Below are 17,828 nucleotides of genomic sequence, written 5' to 3'. Positions count from 1 at the left end.
CATCAACCGCAATTTTGTTAAGCAAATTTGGGAATTTTTATTGAAATAATAATTTAAATGTGAAACCAAAATACGTGTAAGAAGAAGCAAAAGTTTGTGATGTATAAGGGCGTGTTGCATTAGAGTTGTAAAACAATCGGATGTTGTAGAATCTATTCATTGTGAAATCCACGGAAGGATTTAGTGTTATATTTTTGTTACCTCCAGTTGTTTCTTCATAATTTACACCTGTACGGTACATTTGTATTTTTCTGTCATTCCATGCTAAATCCATCCGCACATTAAGATCACTCTTCCAATTCCGCGAAGCGAATAGTCCAAAAGGCAAGCGTGTATTAAGCTTTCTGTAACCAAATCCCGCAATGTAAGACTGTTCATGCATAGTCGATAGCTGGCTATTTTCTAAACTCAATGCTAAATCGCGTGATTTTCTATATTCCGTCGTCACGCTCATATTATTGTCAAATCTCAAATCTAGCCCTATTAATGGTAAGAAACGATCAGTTAAGGTCAATTGACTGTATTGGTATTGCGGAATGAAGTTATTGTTTTGGTCGCGCACATACGGGAAATTTTCTTCCACTACATACTGCAGATTAGAAACATAATTGGAAATGCTGTACGTAGATTGGTAATTGTGATTGATATTAATTGAACGGATAAAATCTTCAATACCTAAAAGTTGTGCGAGTCCTGAATAATTGAGTCGCCAATTCGGCAGTGGGAAAGTAGGTTTATTTGTTTTTTCGAGCTTAAAATCTTTATTTAGAAAAGTTTTTAGGAAAGCATTAACAATAACGTCCTGTTGATTTTCATTGTAGCCATCGGCAAAAAAATTAGCATCTCTTCCCAATGAATTGGGGTTAAGATCCCCCAGCAATTCAGAAACCAATTGCTTATTTTTCTCAAATTCTTGAAACAAGGAAAGTGAATTTTTGAAGGAGGTTTTGATTCCAATTTGCGAAACGGCATAACTTCCGGTTTCGTGAAAAGTTTGATTTCCCAAAGCTTGCAATGGTAGTAGACTATTTCTATTATCAATTTTAGTTGATGTAATATCGAGTCGCAAACCTTTGATTGGCTCTGCGTGTGCTATTGCAGATATATTTTCAGCATAAGATCTTGTATATGCATTATTCAGAAGACTATCCGTAGACAACCATTGGTTACTTTGCGCACGAACCAACATATCCACTTGTGCACCCAAAATAAAATCCCATCCCGGTGCATTCTGATTGAAACTATTCCCCAGAATATTCGAATTTGGTATATAGCCTGGCAAATACGTTCCTTCCACGCGTGTATATGCGGCATTCACACTTCTGATTCCCGTCAACATATGTACGAAAAATGATTTCCAATCTTGATTCCTTAGTCCTGTATTATTGCGATAGAAACTGAATTTATTGTAAAGACTGCTAAAATTTAGAGATGGGTTTATTTGTATAGTTCGGTTATTTTGAATGCTATTTCCCAAATTAATACTTTCGTTCTTAAGAAGATTTAAAGGTTCGCTTTGCCAATTAAATTGGCTTCCATAGCGTGTAGTAGCATTAAGCCATTCCAAATATGGGATTTTGTTTATTGGTAAGCTGTACGTGAAATTAAGCATATGGTTGTAGTCCATATTTCTTCCCATTCGCCAAAAATTATTCCATAAGGTATCTTTGCGTGCGCCATCAATTCGCCCGTTAGGCTCGTCAATGATGGCATAATTGGTTGCGTTGAAATCCACACGCAACGAATTCGTCAAATCCCAACTGATGCCGTAAATGCGATTTGTATTGAAGTTTTTATTGTAATAGGTGGGCAAGACATTGTTTGAAGCATTATCCCTAAATGTATTTTCTTGATATATTCGATTGACTTCCATGCGGAAACTGAGTAAGGAAGGTATCAAATTATAATTAACGGATTTCAACAGATTACTATTTTTGAAAGGCTCTCGGAAAGTGACGGATGGATTATTGAACGTATAATCTAGCGAACCTCTATAATTTTTCTGCATTGAATTACTCGTGTACAAGTCGCGGTGTTCGTATTCATTATAAAGAAAGGAAAGAGCAAAATTCTCTATATTCCATGGTTTCAATTGTTTTTCCGTAGATCGGAATATTTTACGCGCATTGACAATACTAAAGTTTTTACGGAAGGTATAATCTTGAATAATTTGCTTCAACGAATCTTTCCCATATTCAGAAAGATCTTTTAAGGTTTCCTTAAGTAAAATGTCGCCTTGAAAAGGATTATATTCTGGGGTGCCGATTTGTTTGGAAAAATTAAAATAGAGCGGAATAGAAATGCCGTGTTTGGGATCGATAAATTTGCCCAATTCGGCATTCGCCATAAAATCTAAAGAAAGGTGTTCAGTTCTGTTTTGTTCTGAAATACGTTGCGAAATATCGCCAAAACCAGCTGACATTTTAGTTCCAGAAAGTGATATATTGGCTAAATCCGCAAGTTTCACGTGTAACTGACCCGTGGCTGCCCATCTCGTTTTATTTTCAAAATGTGTAACACGTAGTTCATTAAACCAAAATTCACCATTAATTTCATTACCGTTGTCAACGCTATTACCCGAATCTCTATTTTGCAAAGGATTTTTAATACCTAACATATAAAATCGAATTTTGGACAAATCTGGTGCGCCTTTGATTGTGATAATATTTTTTCCATCGCTGTATTCAAAAGGTTCGTCAAGTGGCCAAGGAGCACCATTTTTGAACGCTTTATCTCGAGCCATTTTCGCGTCACGAAGTGCATTCAAATTGACTACTATATTATTTTCGGCAGGCCAAATGATTTGAGGAGAGCTACTACCTGCTGGTGTCACTTTTAATGCAGATTCATATTGATAATAGTGCTGCTGATCATCTGTGCCTAATCGAATGAAAGCGTATGCGTGATCATCGCGCAAGGTTTCACCTTCAGCATGAACAAAAAACTCAATGTTGCCATAAGGTCTGAGGTCATATGAAGCATTTTTGAAAGCTGCACGACCATAACCATCTTTCAAATTTTTTATTTTCAAACTTAGGGATTGCTCATTGAGCTGCACGTCGAGATTATTATTTGAATAATCGACTTGACGATTGATGTTTGGCGGTACGACATAAGGAATTGGCGTTCGTTTTCCGTTTTCTTCAATATTTACGTTTGCGATTTCTAGATTGGATTGATCGGCTGGGGGATTCAAGCCTAAATTTGGATCTGCAATGGTCCATTGGGAGGAGTTTTCGGGGTTATACTGTCGCCAATCGCTTTTTACGAATTGCATTTGCGCAAAACGCAGTATAGTAGTATCCGAAAAATTAGTAAGAAAAAGTCGTATAAATCGAATCGATTTGAAGTCGTTGATATTTCCATATTTGCTTTCAAAATCCCGAACAGGAATACGTAATTTATACCATTTTACATCTTTTTTTCTGTTCACTACAACTGCTTGGGTAGTGTGTTCGTCTACAATATAATTCGAGCCGATCAACATATCGTGTGGTCTAAGCGAGATCCGATATTGGTAATAATTGTCCGATTCATTCATACTGTTATCTCGGCTGATGTCTTCGGCATCCGGAAGTAAGGAGCGAGCTCCAGTTTCGACACCATACTCTGCTAGTGATTGATTTTGTGTTTTCGAGTTTCCTTCCGTACCGTTTGTGTATTGATACCGCTTCAGTATTCCCTGATCCTTACCAAAATTCGCACTGCGGTAATAGTTGTAATCATCTCCTGCGGGATCTATTGCTAATTTTGCGTAAGCATCAAGTGACAAAATGTTACGCATTTGATTCAGATATGTGCTGTAAAACTCGGCTTCTTCATCATTCGAAAGACCATCCAAGCCTACATCTTGGTTTTTGCGACTTTCGTCTGAATTTTCAAAAACTGCGTTGATAGGTTGCAAACGGCTAGCATAACCCCAAGCGGTCTTGTCCATACCTGATTTATCACCATTTGCCGGTATCGCATTTTCCAATGATTTCTGTCCGTCCTTGAGAATATCTTCCGAAATATTCCCCAAATTGATGTAGATATCGCCTTCTGCGAGATTGGGATTTGTCAGCGTCGGATCCATCATCCACATTTCGAGGTATTCGATATTGTTGGTTTCAAAATCTGTTTGCTCCAATTTCTTAAACATCCCGCCCCAGCGTTGTTTGGGTAGCAATAACTTCCCTTCCGAGTCAATTGAGCTTGTGCTAAAGTTATACGGGCCACGTAGCATAGGATAGAAAGCTAAATCTAAGGTCGGCAAGAATGCGTCTGTGCCCGTTTTGATTTCTTTGAGAGGAAAAACTTCTTGTTCAGTCACGCGTCTCGTACGGTGATCTGTTAAAAACTTGGAGTCAATATTGGGATTCAAGCTGGAAGATTGGTAAAATATAGGGTCAATATTATAAAAAGAAAACTGCGCTCTATTATATCCATAAGCCAGGTCATTACTTAAGGTGTGTTCAGGAAATAGTTGTGGTGTACTTGAAATTTGCCATCCATGTTGGTTTTTGATATTGATAAAACTAAAATTATGTTCGAAATCATCCAAATAAGCTACACCACGGCTGTCATTTTCGGTATTCAATGCTTTCGCGTAGCCGGGTTTTGAATGTGCTATTTCGCCATAAAAATTAATTGTAGATTCTTGATTTGTCTTGATAAATGGCAGTTTGTCAACCATACGCGTGAGCCAAGTGGACTTGGTTGTATAGTTGATGTCTGCGCCAATCATTGTGTTGGAAATGGATTCTGAACCGACAAAAACTTTTTCTGAGAAAGGACGTTCATTCAATTTCATAAATGTCGCTCCCAACAATAGTTTATCATTCGCAGCATAATCTATTCGACCTCCAATAAAGGTTTTCTGCTGCGCGCCAAAAATTGAATTGTCTTCAATTGATACTTTTAAGGTGTTATTTGAAAGTGACAATGCAGGATTTAATATTCGTAAAGTGCCCGATTCGTAATCAATAGAATAATCTGCGTTTTCTTGGAGCATGATACCTCCCGAATAGACTTTTATGGTATTGGGTTTTAGGTCAAATATGCCCAATAGGTATTCTGACGCACTATTTGATTGGATTGAGCCACGAAGTCGATACCTATCTTTGTTGCTGTACTTCTGTTTTGCTTCAACTTGCTGTAACTGATAGAGCTCTGGAAAGCTGTATATTTCTTTTAGATCTGATTCTATGGTTGAAAATTTCGCTTCTAGGTCTTTTCCGAAAGGTTCGACAACTGGAAATATCAATTTGCCGCGCGCATTGTCAATGGTAATTCCGTCAATAAAATCCAAGAGTCCATCTGCACTAGCCGCGTTATTTTGTGCAAGTCGATCCAGACCTGTTAATTGTAACCAGGATTGATTGGTTGTTTGTTGTCCTTCAAAAAGTATAGGATTTTCGGTCGCATTTCGTGTATCTATTCTCACTATCTGAAGTTGTATATCCTGCTCGCTGAAATTGTTCCCCCCGAGAGTATATATATTTTTCATCATCAGACCCCAATTGGGAAGATTCGTGTTTACGATTTCATTTTTCAGCAATTTGGTATAGAGCATTTTTGGCGATGTCGCATCAAAAGGCACATCGGTTGACAATTCGCCCACTTGATATTCTACACCATTAGCGATGTACCGATAAGAAACGGCTAGCACTTGATCTTCGTGTAAGGGAAAACTTAAGGATATATACCCCAACCGCCGATGTACTGTGAAATCCTGTCCTTCAAGCAGTTTTCGGGCTGCGCTCAATTTGGCATAATTATCAGTGTCTCCAGCATTAGCAAAAAAGGACTGAACAAAATTGCTATTGGGGTTGCGACCATTTTCACCGAGAAATTCTAAAAGATTATTGGAGCTACTGATATTATTGCTATTTGTTAGTTTCGTGTGCGGATAGAGAGCTATTTTATTTCCTGTTATGTTGGGATTGTACGTATTTTTCTCCGCCAAATCTAATAAAGCTAGAATATCTCGCGCACCTTCTGTTTTATTTGTGAGATTACTTAACCAAACTTCGATGGCGGTTATTTGAATCGGTGAATTAATTAATGGTACGGTTTGTAAGCTTTTGTTGTAGTTTTCGCGAAAGTAATGCGCTAGGAAATAATGTTGATTGGCTTCGTAATTACTGAGCGGAATGTTAAGTTCACGTTTTGCTTTTCCATTCGAAAGGATAATCTCTTGGTGATCAGATCGCTTTTGAGAAAGTACCCCAGTAAAGTTTACTTTTCCGATTTGCAATTGTGTTTTGATACCAAAGAGTGCTTCTGTACTTCCCATCAATTGCGACCGTGTGACAAAATTGACATTACCAATTTCTAATCGCTGTAAAATGTCATCTTGCTTACCCACGTAATCGAACTTGATTTGATTTTCCAAATCAAACTCCGCATCCGAGCTAAAATTTGCCAATACACTTCCACGTTCACCAATTTTTCCAACGAGATTTAAGTTGAAATTCTGATCAAAATCTAATCCCCAAAGTTTGCGGTGACGCTCATTTAGCAATGGATTTTCGTTGGTATTTCGCTGTGCCATGATGGATACATCGACGCTACCTTTTGGTGTAATTTCAATTTTGTTACCCCCGAAAATTCGTTCAAAAACAGGACTATTGATATTAATAGGTTGAATAAAATTGTTATCCTTCCTTGTCTGCGTGTGTATAGTTGGATTATTCCAATTTCGTTTTACCGCTAACCGATTAGTTTGCGTGACATATTGTGTACGATTCAGATAGTGTTGAATGTTGCTTCCGTTGTTTAACCTATTTTGAATTGTAAATAATTGGGTGGACGGATCATAACCAGATTCAAATTTAAAATTGGATGGATCTTGTCGTTGTTTCTGGAAATAGCTCTTAAGGGTTTTAGCTTTATGTAAATCATACCAAGATATTCTTAAGGAATCTCCTAAAGACCATAGTGACTGTGCCTCACTAGGAATAGAGAGCATAAGAAACACCACAATCAGGTTAAAGAATCTAAGATTCATCTAGGTTAGTGCTGGTTAGAGCTAAACGTTGTGTATTATTTACTTATAAGTATACGATTTCTTTTAAGAATAACAAAGCTTCACAATATCCTCCCAAAGTATTTTGCAAAATAAGGTTTTGTCTTCTTCCTAAAAAGAATAATGGGATAACACTAGTTTGTGATTTATCCTGCTTGTAATTGAAATGATTTTGGTGAAGTATGGTTATAAATACTACCTTTTGATTTTAGATGAGAGTATGAGCGTCTAGTAATTGGAATATTTCTACAGTTAACAAAAGGTATCCAAAATAAAATGCGGATGTTGAAACATCCGCATTTTATTTCTAAAGCTTTTTCAAAGCTAATTTAATAATTTGTTCGACAGTAAGCGCCTCATTGGTTTGGACAATAGAAGACAACACTTTTTCGACTTGACTTTTGCCAAATCCCAACATTACCAATGCTGATAATGCTTCATCAGGAACAGATTGTTTCGCTATTGGCAACGGCAATAACGCATTGTCACCCTGCTTTTTCAATTTGTCTTGCAATTCCAAGATAACACGCTGTGCTGTCTTTGGGCCTATTCCTTTTATCTTTTGAATCAAAGCAACTTGACCATTGACAATCGCAGACTGAATTTCTTCAGGTGTACTAGATGAAAGCATCATCCGTCCAGTATTTGATCCGATTCCGGATACAGAAATTAAATGATTGAACAAATGACGTTCGCCTTCTGTCGCAAAACCGTACAAGGTGTGTGCGTCTTCTCTAACTTGAAAAGATATAAACAGCTTGCAGTTTTCGTGGTCTTTGATTAGTGTATACGTTGTCAAAGAAATATGGATGTAGTATCCAATCCCACCTACTTCAAGAATGACATGCGTAGGTGCTTTGAATACCAATTTACCGTTGAAATAATCGTACATTTTTTATTGTTTATCGTGTGACTGTGCGTCTACCACGGCTATTGTTACCATATTCACAATCTCGCGCACCGAACTATCCAATTGCAATACGTGAACTGGCTTGTTCATTCCCAATAAGATTGGACCTACAGCCTCTGCATTGCCAACTTCCTGCAACATTTTGTAAGCAATATTTCCTGATTCCAAGTTAGGGAAAATAAGCGTATTGGCAGCTTCACCATTCAATGTACTGAAAGGGAAGTTTGATTTTAACAAATCACTATTTAATGCAAAGTTTGCTTGTAATTCACCATCAACAACTAAAGTAGGATGATTTTGGTGTAATAATTTCACTGCTTCACGTACTTTGATCGAAGTTGGACCATCATTTGAACCGAAGTTTGAGTAAGACAATAAAGCTACGCGAGGCTTCACATTGAATCGTCGAACAGTTTTTTCAATTAATACTGTAATGTCAGCTAATTCTTCTGCTGTAGGGTTTTCATTGACCGTAGTGTCACCGAAGAATAAAGGTCCTTTTTCTGTCAACATCATGTACATACCTGCAATACGGCTTCCTGGTTTAGCACCGATCACTTGTAAAGCTGGTTTGATTGTAGAAGCATAATTACGAGTCAAACCCGAAATCAATGTATCGGCATCACCAAATTCAACCATACTTGCTGCATAGTAGTTGCGGTTTGTGATTAATTGTGTTGCGTCAAATTTGGACAAACCACGTCGTTGTCGTTTTTTGTACAAGTTGTCCACATACTCTCCGAAGCGAGGTGTTTTTACTTCTTCTCTTGGATCAATAATGTTTACATTATCTAAATCAAAAGCATATTCCTCGATTAAGTTTTTGATTTTTTCTTTATTACCCAATAGGATTGGAAGTGCAATACCTTCTTCTTTCACTATTTGGGCTGCACGAAGTGTTTTATAGTTGTCCGCTTCCGCAAAAACAACACGTTTTGGATTATTTTTTGCTACAGCAGAAAGATTACGCATAATGCCGTCATCTTTACCTAGACGTTTACGTAATTCTTCTTTGTATAAATCCCAATTTTCAATTTTCTTGCGCGCGATTCCAGATTTGATAGCTGCTTTTGCGACAGCAATAGATACTTCTGTAATCAAACGTGGATCTGTTGGTTTTGGAATCACATAATCAATTCCAAAGCGCAGATTACTTGTATTATAAGCTTGGTTTACTTCTTCTGGAACAGATTCTTTTGCTAATTCTGCAATTGCTCTAACGGCAGCAATTTTCATTTCTTCGTTAATGGCTGTTGCACGTACATCCAAAGCGCCGCGGAAAATGTATGGGAATCCCAAAACATTATTTACTTGATTTGGATAATCCGAACGACCTGTACCCATAATGATATCATCGCGTGTAGCTACAGCTAGATCGTATGCAATTTCTGGATTCGGGTTTGCCATTGCCAACACAATAGGTTTTGGCGCCATTGTTTTCAACATTTCTGATGTCAATACATCTGCTGCAGAAAGTCCGATAAAGACATCGGCATCTTTTACGGCATCAGCTAATGTTGTAATATCTCTATCAGTTGCCCATTCAGCTTTTGTCGCATCCAATGTTTCTCTGTCTCTGCGAATAACCCCTTTGCTATCCAACATGACAATGTTTTCTTTGCGCGCACCTACAGCAACATACATCGCTGTACAAGAAATTGCGGCAGCGCCAGCACCGTTCACTACGATTCTTACATCAGCAATATTCTTTTCTTGCAATTCACACGCATTGATCAATGCAGCACCCGAAATGATGGCTGTACCGTGTTGGTCATCGTGCATTACCGGAATGTTCATCTCGGCTTTCAGACGTCTTTCGATTTCAAAACATTCAGGAGCTTTGATATCCTCCAAGTTGATACCACCAAAAGTAGGTTCTAAAGCTTTCACAATGTTGACAAATTCGTCAACATTTTTGGTGTCTAATTCGATGTCAAATACATCTATATCGGCAAAAATCTTAAATAAAAGACCTTTACCTTCCATTACGGGTTTGCCCGCTTGCGCGCCGATATCGCCTAGGCCTAATACAGCTGTACCATTACTGATTACGGCGACGAGGTTTCCTTTGGCAGTATATTTATATGCATCTTCTGGGTTTTCAGCGATAGCTAAACAAGGCTCAGCTACACCAGGAGAATACGCTAATGATAAATCTCTTTGAGAATTGTATGGTTTTGTTGGAACGACTGCAATTTTTCCAGGACGACCCATTGCATGGTAGTTGAGGGCATCCTTTTTTCTGTTAATATTGCTCATAATTGTTTTTTAGTAATCTACTTAATCTACAAAAGTATTATTCTTTTATAAGAAGGACGAAAATTATTGACTATTATTTTAATGTATTTAGTAGTGTAAACATTCGTTGACGCATTTGGGCTCCGCCTTCGGCATAATTATACACTAGAAGCGAAAAAGTGTATTTTTTGCCATCTTTTGCGGTATGGTAACCAGTATAGCCTAATGTTCCATTGATGGTTCCACTTTTCATGGTCATTTGATTATAAGTTGGTAAACTTTTATTAAATTCTGCAAACCACGGTCTTTTTACAGCGTATTGCATGATTTGGTTCATTGCTTGGGTTGTTACGTTATTTTGCGGTGATAACCCTGAGCCATCCACTACATCCAATTCACTTGCTTTGATATTTAGTTTTTGTTCCCAATATTTTTTCAAGTATTGTGCGCCATCATAAGTTGAAGTTTTTCCTCCCGTAATGTATGCGATACTTCGCAATATTGCTTCGCCGTATAGATTAATACTGCGTTGATTAAACCAATGAACAATCTCGTGCAAAGGAGGTGAAGTATGTGTATTTAATTCTTTTGTTGCTTTAGGAACTGTTAATCCCTCTTCGAATAAGCGTTGTCCTGTTGTAATTCCATTAGTTACAACAATACTATCTAAAGCTAAAGTTTTACTTAGATTAAAGGCTAAATCGTAAGCTGGGTCTGGCAAAGAAATTTCTATGGTCTTTTTTAGATCTTGCCCGTACGTTCCTTTTATCACAATTTTTTCACTGTAAGGTGCGGAGTAGGCATAGACATTATCACCAGAACCGTTGAGACCTACAGTGACATGGTTTACTAATTTCAAGTAACTCAAATCCGAAGTCGTGTTTGCAATAGGTGCGGGTTCTTGTAGGTTGCCAGCTTGGAAATTAATCCCCGCGCTGTTCTCTCTCCAATTTAAAGAAGAAATGCCTGCACCATAATAATTTCCCATATCTGTCCAAGGCCAGCCGCCAGGTACATCGATACCTTTATACATACTATCATCTGCGATGATTCTTCCATTAATAGCTGTTATTCCTGATTCTAGAATGGCTTTTTTCCATTTTTCTAATATGACATCTTCCTTTGTATGCGCATAACGATGACTTCCCAAAGTCGGATCGCCTGCGCCATGAATCACAATATCTCCATGTAAAATACCAAGCGAATCAATTTCGCCAGCGTAATACAATTTAGTTTTGTACGTAAAATCTTTCCCTAATAAATCTAACGCAGTGATGGAAGTGATTACTTTAAGCGTAGAAGCTGTTGGTAAGCCTACTTCAGCATTTTTTTCGAAAACCGTTTCGCCAGTTTCGGTATTCATTACATGAAGTGATGCAATACCGTTCGTCAAAGACGAATGACCTGAAAATGTAGTAAAGTTTTGCGTTAATTTTTGTTTGATATTTTGTGCTTGGCTGATCTGTGTTACACCTAAGCTAAACAATCCCGTAAGCAGTAATGCATGTATTTTCATATTTCTTGGCATATAAGCAAATATACGCTTTTCAAAAGTATGTGTAATGTGCATATTTTGTAAAAAAGCTACCTACTTTGGGCTTTGTGTTTCGATATTGGGCGTATAAATGTTTAACTTGCATTACTTTTACATATAAAAACTATGTCACATAAAGATAGATTAGCAAAGATTAGAACGGCGATGGGCAGTCAAGGAATTGACGCTTACATTATTCCTTCTTCTGATCCTCATATTAGCGAATATCTGCCAGAAAGATACAAATGCATTGCCTGGGTTTCTGGATTTACGGGGTCGGCTGGCACATTGGTTATTACGCAAGATTTTGCAGGATTATGGACGGATGCACGTTATTTTGTCCAAGCAAATGAGCAATTGGAAGGTTCAGGAATTGAACTGGTAAAACTAAAGACGCAAGGTGCTGCGGAATATGCGGATTGGCTAGGAGAGAAATTAACCGAAGGTGCACTAGTTGCTTTTGATGGCAATTTAGCTTCATTGTTAGTAGCACAAACGGTTAAAAACACATTGAAGCCTTTGCAAATTAATGTGAATGGTCATGTGGATTTATTAACGGCTATTTGGGAAAATAGACCAGCACTTCCGCAAGTAAAAGCCTATTTATTAGATGTAGTAACAACGGGACAATCGACTGAATCTAAATTAGTAGCAGTACGTCAAATTTTAGCGAAAAGTCGTACAGAAGGTCATTTCATTTCTTCGTTGGATGATGTTGCTTGGTTATTAAATATTCGTGGGCAAGACGTGCCTTGCAATCCAGTGGTGCTGTCTTTTGTATATGTTTCTCAAGGAAAAGCTATCTTGTTTATTGCAGATGGAAAGCTGACTGCTGAAGATATCGTGACTTTAAATAATCAAGGTGTCGAAATCGCAGATTATAATGAAGCGTTTGAATTTGTTAAGAATATTAAGGTAAATTCTATCTTAATAGATCCAAAACGTACGTGTTTTGCGGTTTACGATAGTATACCTTCTGCTGTCAACATTGTTGAAAAAATCAATCCTTCCACTTCATTAAAGGCTATAAAAAACGAAGTTGAAGTCGACCATATTCGTCAGACCATGGTGAATGATGGAGTCGCGATGACGAAATTTTTCAAATGGTTAGAAGAGTCTGTCGGTCAGGAAGAGTTGTCTGAAATTTCTATTGCTGAGAAACTACGTGGTTTTAGAGCAGAGCAAGAAGGTTTTGTGGATGTAAGTTTTAATACTATTGCAGGATATTTGGATCATGGTGCTTTGCCACATTATTCCGCTAATGAGATTAGTAACTACACACTTAAAGCTGAGGGGCTATTGTTGGTGGATTCGGGTGGGCAATATAAAACTGGCACTACCGATATTACGCGTGTGGTTTCATTAGGTAATATAACGCAAGAGGAGAAGGATGATTACACGATTGTGTTGAAAGGTACAATTGAAGGAAGTCAAGCTATTTTTCCTGTAGGTTCAAAAGGTTATCAAATCGATGCGATTACCAGAAGACCTATGTGGGCAACGTTGCGCAATTACGGTCACGGTACAGGACATGGGATTGGTTTTTTCTTGAATGTGCACGAAGGGCCACATGTATTTAATCCTACTCCAACAGACATCGCCATCGAAGAGGGTATGATTACTTCGATAGAACCAGGTTTGTATCGTGAAGGTAAACATGGAATCCGTATTGAAAACCTTGTTTTGGCAAAAAAATACGATAATAGTATTTTTGGTGATTTCATGAATTTTGAAACGCTAACAATCTGTTATATTGATACGGATTTAGTCAATAAAGATTTATTAGCACAAGAACATATCGATTGGTTAAATCATTATAACCAATTTGTCTTTGACAAATTAGCACCCCACTTGACTACCGCTGAAGCAAGTTGGTTAGCGAACAAGACGAAAGCAATTTAATTTAAGAAAATGCTGCTCTGAAGAGTGGCATTTTTCATTTATTAGCGTTTAAAGTGATATATTTAAGGTTTCAATTTTAGATCTATCTAGCTACGAGAAATTATGAAATCAAGAAGACTTTTTATAAAAAAATTAGGGCTTTCGGGAATAGGATTGGGCTTATCAACTTCAATTTTGAATGCAAAATCTTTAGTTTCAAAAGCTAAATCGAATAAGCCAATTGTGTTATCTACATGGGATTTTGGTATTCAAGCGAATGAAGAGGCTTGGAAAATTTTAGCCAAAGGTGGACGTGCATTGGATGCGGTTGAGCAAGGCGTTAGACTGACAGAAGCAGATCCCAAAGAGCGCAGTGTTGGCTATGGTGGTCGCCCGGATCGTGATGGCATTGTAACATTGGATGCCTGTATCATGGACGATCAGGCAAATATTGGTTCTGTGGCAGCTTTGCAAAATATAAAACATCCTATTTCCGTAGCACGTGCCGTTATGGAAAAAACGCCACATGTCATGCTGGTAGGTGAGGGGGCGTTGCAATTTGCAAAAGCACAAGGATACATAGAAGAGAATCTATTGACCGAAGAGTCCGAAAAAGAATGGCGTGAATGGCTGAAAACAGCAAAATATGAACCTGTTGTTAATATTGAAAATCACGATACGATAGGAATGATTGCGTTGGATGCAAATGGAAATCTTTCTGGAGCGTGTACAACAAGTGGTATGGCCTACAAAATGCATGGTCGCGTAGGTGATTCACCGATTATAGGTGCTGGTCTGTATGTAGACAACGAAATTGGAGCAGCGACAGCAACGGGGCATGGGGAAGAAGTCATCCGTACTGTGGGCAGCCATTTGGTCGTGGAATTCATGCGTCAAGGAAATTCTCCGCAGCAAGCATGTGAAGAGGCTGTGAAAAGAATAATTAAGTTCACAAAAAATAGAGGCAAGTCACTTGATAATATTCAAGTTGGTTTTATTGCACTCAATAAGCAAGGAGAATATGGTGCATATTGTATTCACGGGGGCTTCAATTTCGCGAAGTATGATATAAAGGGCAATGTATTGATTAAAGGAAAATCATTTTTAAAATAGAATGGCTAAACTAGAAATAGCAAGTTTCAATATACAATCAGCGCTAATAGCGCAAGAATATGGTGCGGATCGCGTGGAATTGTGTGCGGGAATGGAAGTTGGGGGCACAACACCAAGTGACGATGATATTATTCAATCTAGGAAGAATTTACATATCAAGCTTAATGTTATGATTCGTCCGCGAGGTGGAAATTTTGTGTATTCTGATCACGAATTTCAACAAATGAAAGCAGATATTCTGCGAATTAAAGCATTTGGAGTAGATGGTTTTGTGTTTGGTGTATTGCAGGAGGACAATAGCGTTAATATTACGCAGAATAAAGAATTAGTTAAATTAGCTTCGCCAACTCCATGTACATTTCATCGCGCTTTTGATGAAGTTGCGAATTGTGAAACGGCCTTGGAGGATGTTATTTCATGTGGATTTCAAACAATATTAACTTCAGGTTGTGAACCAAATGTAGACTTTGGAATAGATAATCTAAGAGAATTGGTTCAATTAGCGAAAGACAGAATTGTTATAATGCCTGGTGGCGGTTTACGTTCGACAAATATTCAAAATTTGCACAGCAAAACTGGAGCACACTTTTATCATTCTTCTGCCATCACAAATGGTGGAGATACAGCAGTAGGTGCGGAAGTATCTGCTCTAAAGTCAGTTCTTAAGGAGATATCGAAATAGAATGTTTTAAGGAAGAGCTAATATTTCTATTAGTTTTTCCTTCTTAACAGGCTTTTGAATATACTCAGTAATAAAAGTGTATTGTTGGGTGTTATTTGTGCCTGACTCTGAGTGTGAGGAACTAACGATGAATATTTTAGAATTTTGGAGAAAAGAATATTCATCTTCTTGCAACTTATCCATCATTTCCCCGCCTGTCATATAGGGCATGTTAATATCGACAAAAAGATAATCGGAGATTTTTGAATTATTAACCAGACTTGATTTTAATCCTTCTAACGCATCTAGTGCATTTTCCTGTTTTCCGCAAAGGGACACCCTAGAAATTTTTATTGACGATCTCGATTAACCTTGTTTGTTTTTCATCCATTTTCAAGAGGATGTTTTTTATGGCTCTGGATTCCGGGAGTACTATTTCCAGCTGGTATATATTTCTTGTTATCTCTGCGGCTTTTTCCGGTGATAATGAGAAGGATTCCTTATTAAGTACCCTTTCCAATTCCTTATAAATGGTGTAAGCTACAAAAGACAAGCAAATATGAGCCTCGATCCTATGCCTTAACCTATGATAAACTGGTCGGATCCGAAGATCAGTTTTAGACATCCGAAATGCTTTTTCGATGTGCCAAAGATTTTTGTAATTTGCTATGATTTCTTTAGCGGGAAGCGTGCTATTGGTCACATACCCCTTTAATCCATCCCATTTTTGGTCCTGGTCATATTTTTCCCTATCGATGGAGATTTTGACATTTCCCTCCATTTTAAGGTATTTGTTATAGCCTCTGTTATTAATATTGCTTTTGGTAAGCCTGCCACTGTTGATTTGCTTTTCGAGTAAGAGGCGATCTTGTCTCTGCTGAAAACTGCAAAGCATTGTCTAGTAATTGATCTATAATAGAGTACAACGCTACCCTTTGAGTTTTGATCTCTTGAACTTGAAAGTCAGTAATTATCTCGGCATTCTTCTTAGAAATTACCGGTTGCTTGATTTCAATAATTTTGTCTAAAATCTCATTGAATCTGCACAACTCTATTTCGTGATTATTTAAGTTATTATTTATGTTTGAAGCAATGGCATTTAGATCCGCAACTGTTTCATCTAATTCGTCGCAACATGAGCTTAATAAATTCAACAAAATGTCTTTTTCTTGTGTTTCTTTAAGATTATCAATTAACATTTTGATATTAGCAATTGGACTTAATAGATTGTGTGCAATAATATGATTAGCTTCCTCATTTTGTAAAATCTTAGACTCTAATTGCGCTTTTATAGTTTCTAATTTCTTCTTTTCAAGGATTAGTTCTTCATTATTTCTAATGAATTCTGTCATATCGACAAGTTGAACAATAAAATATTGAGGGTTTTTCCAATTTTCTCTTACTAAGGATATTATGATAGAACACCAAACATAATAATTTCCTTTATGTAGATATCTCTTCAGAAATGTTTGGTAATTTTTTTTCCCTTGTACTAAATCACTGCGCACCGATAAATCAAATGCTTTGTCATCAGGATGTGTAATATCTATAGATCGAATATGTTGTAGCTCTTTTCGACTATATCCCAGTATCTCCGAAACCGTATTATTTCCTTCGATTAAATATCCTTCGAGTGAAGTCAGTGTTGTGCCGATACCTGAAAAATGGAAGGCTTGATAAAATTTTTTCTCCCAAAAAATCAATTTGTCTTGATAATCTTTTTCTTTTGTAATATCAGTTATGACGACAGCTACGATTTCATCCTGGTCCGGAATATTTTTGATGGTTAAGGAGTACCATTCCTGTTTATTATTTGCGTTTGGTAGGTTATACTGGAATTTATTATGCTGTTTTTCTTTTATACTGTTTCGTATTAGATGCAGTATTTTTGATGAAATTTCTTGTGGTAGAACATCAGTAAGAGGTCTACCAATAAATGTACTTGGCGGATGGATTAGAAGCTCAGGTTTATTCGTCCAATAATTTAAAAAATTTCCGTCTTTATTTACTTCAAAAATAATATCATTGATAGAAGATACAAGAAGTCGTTGGTGATATTCTTGTTTTTTAAATTCAAGAATTTTTTCAATCAAGTCCGTATTGTCAAGGATAGAAACAATATAGTTTTCTTTATTTTCCGATTGTTCAAATGTTGCGGAGATATACCTGGACTTCTTTTTTGAATTGATCTTGATAATATAACTAACATTTTTCTTAACAATTTTATAAAACGGAGCGTAAAACCCACAGGTCTTTAGCCTGTTGGATGTAAGCGACTAACCCTGATTGATAATATACTCACGAATAGTATCAGGAGATGCTTCACCTATTGAACAAACAAAATAACCATCAGATCAGAAAGTATGTTCTTTCCAAAAATGTTTAAATAAGAATGACCTGTGTGGTGAACGCGAAATGTAATAAGTAGATTCTTGTTTTAACTTGCGAACAATAGAAGTAATTGAAACACGAGGGATATAAC

The 17,828-nt window shown here is 37.2% G+C and carries 10 protein-coding genes; 3 read left to right on the top strand and 7 right to left on the bottom strand.

Going from position 1 to position 17,828, the window contains the following annotated elements:
* Window positions 1–37: 37 nt before the first annotated feature.
* The 4 genes from sov to dacB all read right to left on the bottom strand — a co-directional run bounded on the left by sov (window position 38) and on the right by dacB (window position 11,727).
* Window positions 38–6,991, bottom strand: a complete 6,954-nt coding sequence (sov, locus tag FLS47_RS00605) for a T9SS outer membrane translocon Sov/SprA (RefSeq protein WP_149912462.1) — start codon at window positions 6,989–6,991, stop codon at window positions 38–40.
* Between the two features lie 325 nt (window positions 6,992–7,316).
* Window positions 7,317–7,901, bottom strand: coding sequence for a Holliday junction branch migration protein RuvA (gene ruvA / locus FLS47_RS00600; RefSeq protein ID WP_149912461.1), 585 nt, complete (start codon window positions 7,899–7,901; stop codon window positions 7,317–7,319).
* Window positions 7,902–7,904: 3 nt separating this feature from the next.
* Window positions 7,905–10,178 (bottom strand): NADP-dependent malic enzyme, encoded by a 2,274-nt coding sequence (locus tag FLS47_RS00595; RefSeq protein WP_149912460.1) that lies wholly within the window; start codon window positions 10,176–10,178, stop codon window positions 7,905–7,907.
* A gap of 73 nt (window positions 10,179–10,251) precedes the next feature.
* Entirely contained in the window at window positions 10,252–11,727 is a 1,476-nt protein-coding gene (gene dacB / locus FLS47_RS00590) for a D-alanyl-D-alanine carboxypeptidase/D-alanyl-D-alanine endopeptidase (RefSeq protein WP_223225072.1), read from the bottom strand.
* 90 nt (window positions 11,728–11,817) lie between these two features.
* Between dacB and FLS47_RS00585 the strand changes: the two genes are divergently transcribed.
* The 3 genes from FLS47_RS00585 to FLS47_RS00575 all read left to right on the top strand — a co-directional run bounded on the left by FLS47_RS00585 (window position 11,818) and on the right by FLS47_RS00575 (window position 15,367).
* Window positions 11,818–13,593, top strand: coding sequence for an aminopeptidase P family protein (locus FLS47_RS00585; RefSeq protein ID WP_149912459.1), 1,776 nt, complete (start codon window positions 11,818–11,820; stop codon window positions 13,591–13,593).
* Window positions 13,594–13,695: 102 nt separating this feature from the next.
* Window positions 13,696–14,685, top strand: a complete 990-nt coding sequence (locus tag FLS47_RS00580) for an isoaspartyl peptidase/L-asparaginase family protein (protein WP_188347324.1) — start codon at window positions 13,696–13,698, stop codon at window positions 14,683–14,685.
* Window position 14,686: 1 nt separating this feature from the next.
* Window positions 14,687–15,367, top strand: a complete 681-nt coding sequence (locus FLS47_RS00575) for a copper homeostasis protein CutC (protein ID WP_149912457.1) — start codon at window positions 14,687–14,689, stop codon at window positions 15,365–15,367.
* A 6-nt stretch (window positions 15,368–15,373) separates the two neighbouring features.
* On the opposite strand, the gene FLS47_RS00570 is transcribed toward FLS47_RS00575, so the two are convergent.
* Genes FLS47_RS00570 through FLS47_RS00560 form a run of 3 tightly spaced genes read right to left on the bottom strand, consistent with a single transcriptional unit; the run spans window position 15,374 to window position 17,439 of the window.
* Window positions 15,374–15,685 carry a response regulator gene (locus tag FLS47_RS00570; RefSeq protein WP_188347323.1) on the bottom strand — a complete coding sequence of 104 codons (312 nt, stop codon included), beginning with the start codon at window positions 15,683–15,685 and terminating at the stop codon, window positions 15,374–15,376.
* A 1-nt stretch (window position 15,686) separates the two neighbouring features.
* A complete protein-coding gene (locus FLS47_RS00565; RefSeq protein ID WP_149912455.1) occupies window positions 15,687–16,241 on the bottom strand; it encodes an IS1634 family transposase in 555 nt (184 codons plus the stop codon).
* Window positions 16,156–17,439, bottom strand: coding sequence for a PAS domain-containing sensor histidine kinase (locus FLS47_RS00560; protein WP_149912454.1), 1,284 nt, complete (start codon window positions 17,437–17,439; stop codon window positions 16,156–16,158). Before FLS47_RS00560 ends, FLS47_RS00565 begins: the two co-directional genes overlap by 86 nt.
* Window positions 17,440–17,828 lie beyond the last annotated feature (389 nt).

It is taken from the genome of Sphingobacterium cavernae, assembly GCF_008520265.1.
GTDB classification, from domain to species: domain Bacteria; phylum Bacteroidota; class Bacteroidia; order Sphingobacteriales; family Sphingobacteriaceae; genus Sphingobacterium; species Sphingobacterium cavernae.
The sequence above is the reverse complement of the archived record's forward strand: the minus strand, read 5'-3'. Positions and strand labels throughout refer to the sequence as shown.